Below are 3,058 nucleotides of genomic sequence, written 5' to 3'. Positions count from 1 at the left end.
GCGTTCCTCGGTGGTGAGCAGGTCCAGCCGTGCTATCCGCCGGCCGGGTTCGTCGACGACCTGACGCAAGACACTGACGAACCGATCGAGCAGAGAACGCACCGTCGCCTCGTCGAACAGATCCACCGCGTATTCCACAACGCCTTCGATCCCGGCAGGCGCACCCTCAGCACTGTGACCGGCGGAAAGGGAGAGGAAGAAGTCGAATCTGGCCCGGCCCACATACGCCGGTTCGCTGTTGGCGGTGGCGGCGCCGCCCAGGGTGAAGTTCGGCTCGGGTGCGTTCTGCAGCGCGAGCATGGTTTGGAACAGGGGGTGGTGGGCCAGGGTGCGGGTGGGGTTGAGGGCTTCGACGAGGTGTTCGAAGGGCAGGTCTTGGTGGTCCCAGGCGGCCAGGTCGGTGTCGCGGACCCGGGTGAGCAGTTCTTCGAAGGTGGGGTTGCCGGAGGTGTCGGTGCGCAGCACGAGGGTGTTGACGAAGAACCCGATGAGCTCTTCCAGGGCTTCGTCGGTGCGTCCGGCGATCGGGCTGCCGATAGTGATGTCCGTGCCGGCGCCCAGCCGGGTCAGCAGGACAGCGAACGCGGCTTGCAGCACCATGAACAAACTGGTCTGGGTGTTACGGGCCAGAGCCAGTAACTGCTGGTGAAGACCCGCGTCCAAACTGATCTGCAGCAGAGCGCCCCGGTAACTGGCCACCGCAGGCCGCGGCCGGTCGGTAGGCAACGTCAACTGTTCCGGGATACCGGCCAGCGCCTCACGCCAGAACGCCAGCTGCCGGCCGTAGAGACTGTCCGGATCGGTTTCCGAGCCCAGCAGATCACGCTGCCACAAACTGTAATCGATGTACTGCACCGGCAACGGCGCCCACCGCGGACCCTGACCCTCCAGCCGGGCCTGGTAAGCCACCGACAGATCCCGTGCCAGCGGTGCCAGCGACCAGCCGTCACCCGCAATATGGTGCAACAACAACAGCAACACGTACTCGTCCGGGCCGGTCACGAACAACTGCGCCCGAATCGGCAACTGCTCGGAAAGATCGAACGTGTGCCGGGCCGCCTCGGCGACCAACGCCGTCACATCCTGCGACTCGTCAAGGTCATGAACCTGCAACACCGGCCCGCACCGGTCCACCTCGAGAACCCGCTGATACGGCACCCCGGAACGCTCGGGAAACACCGTGCGCAACGACTCATGACGCGCCAGCACATCCAGTAACGCCGCCTGCAACGCCGCCTGATCGAGAGTCCCCCGCAACCTCAACGCCAGCGGAATGTTGTAAGTAGGACTCGGCCCTTCCAACTTGCCCAGGAACCACAACCGCTGCTGCGCGAACGACAACGCCGGCCACGACGGACGCTGCCCGGCCGCCTGCAACGACACCCGGGCACCACCGGAAACACCCAGCCGGTCCACCAAACCCGCCACCGTCGGAGAATCAAACAAATCCCGGACGGTCACCTCGACACCAAGCACCGAACGAACACGACTGATCAACCGAGTCGCCAGCAACGAATGACCACCCAGATCGAAGAAATCATCCTCGACCCCCACATCCGCCAGCCCCAGAACCTCGGCGAACAACCCACACAGAATCTCCTCACGAGGAGACCCCGCAGCACGCCCACCACCAGCACCCAAATCCGGCGCCGGCAACGCCCGCCGATCCAACTTCCCACTCGGCGTCAACGGCATCGCCTCCAACGCCACCACCGCCGAGGGCACCATGAACTCCGGCAACCGCTCCCGCACAAAACCACGCAGAGCACCGACCAGCACGCCGGTGAACCGGGACGCGGCCGGATTGTTCGTGTAGAAACTCAAAGCCGTGTGTGACGGTGTGTCATGCCGGTAAATGTCGACAACCGGTCCCTGGCCGCTCTCCGGCTCGTAGAAAACGACGTCGAGGAATTCATCGCCGTGTCCCGCCGACCAGGTCACCGCCGTTTCGAGGCCATGACGACGCCCCAGCTCGGTGAAAGCCTCCGGACCGGGAGCATCCGGGCTGGTCGCACCGCCGGCCAGGGCGATGTCACGCAGCAGCCGCGCGTTCGGCACTCCCGTCACACGCAACGGCACCCCATCGGCCAACTGCCTTGCCACATCGTCCAGGCCGGTGACCTCACGACCCCAGCGCAGCCGGCGGGCAGCAGCCATGGACCGCTGCCGCGGCACCTGCTTATACAACACCGCGTCATATCGGTAACGAGTGAGTTCGTTCTCCGCCAGTCCTCTCTTGATCCTGACGTCCACACCCGACAGATCTGGAATCCGCGCCGCCAGCGCGGCGAACAGACCCGGATCGATCAGCAACTCCTTCTCCAGCAGAACACTCTGCTCGATCAATCTGTGCAATGTCTGCGCCGGCGCATCACCGGAACGCCGGGCCTCGATCGCGGAACGGAACAACCGCAACAATCGCAGATTCCGCACGTCACCGATAAAGACCGCCCCACCCGGTTTCAGCAACCCGACCAGGCCCTCGATGACTTTGACCAGATAATCCAGGCCAGGGAAATACTGCACCACCGAGTTGACAACAATAGTGTCGAAATACTGCTCCGGAAGCCCGTCCACGACATCAGCGGACTGGTGACGCAACCGGACCCGGCCCGACAACCGCTCATCAGCCTCAACCTGCCGGCCCAGAGCCTGCACCACCGTCGCGGAGAAATCAGTACCCCAATACTCCACACATTCCGGCGCCAGACGCGCCAGCAGCAAACCCGTCCCGACCCCTACCTCAAGCACCCGCTCAGGACGCAACGACAACACACGCTGCACCGTCGCATCACGCCACTCCGCCATCTCCTCGACAGGAATGGGCAACGAATCGTAACTACTGTTCCACCCCGAGAAATCAGAACCCAGAACAGCCGAACCCGCTACACCATACAAACGATCATAAATATCACGCCACTCTTCAACCTGCTCACCAGAAGAACGCTCATCACCCACCACCCGATCGGCAGCCGGCACCACATAACCCACCAACCGCTGATCACCCGGACGATCCTCACGGACCACCACCGCCGCCTGCGCCACCGCCGGATGCGCC

Annotated in this window: 1 protein-coding gene; it reads right to left on the bottom strand. The window is 63.9% G+C overall.

The window, feature by feature from the left end; genetic code table 11:
- Positions 1 to 3,058: condensation domain-containing protein (locus CLV70_RS38715; RefSeq protein ID WP_146164363.1), on the bottom strand; the 3,058-nt coding region annotated here is incomplete at both ends.

The sequence above is a fragment of the Pseudosporangium ferrugineum genome, assembly GCF_003002065.1.
In the GTDB taxonomy this organism is placed as follows: Bacteria; Actinomycetota; Actinomycetes; order Mycobacteriales; family Micromonosporaceae; genus Actinoplanes; species Actinoplanes ferrugineus_A.
Note: the sequence above shows the minus strand (reverse complement) of the source record. Positions and strands in the feature narration are given on the sequence as shown.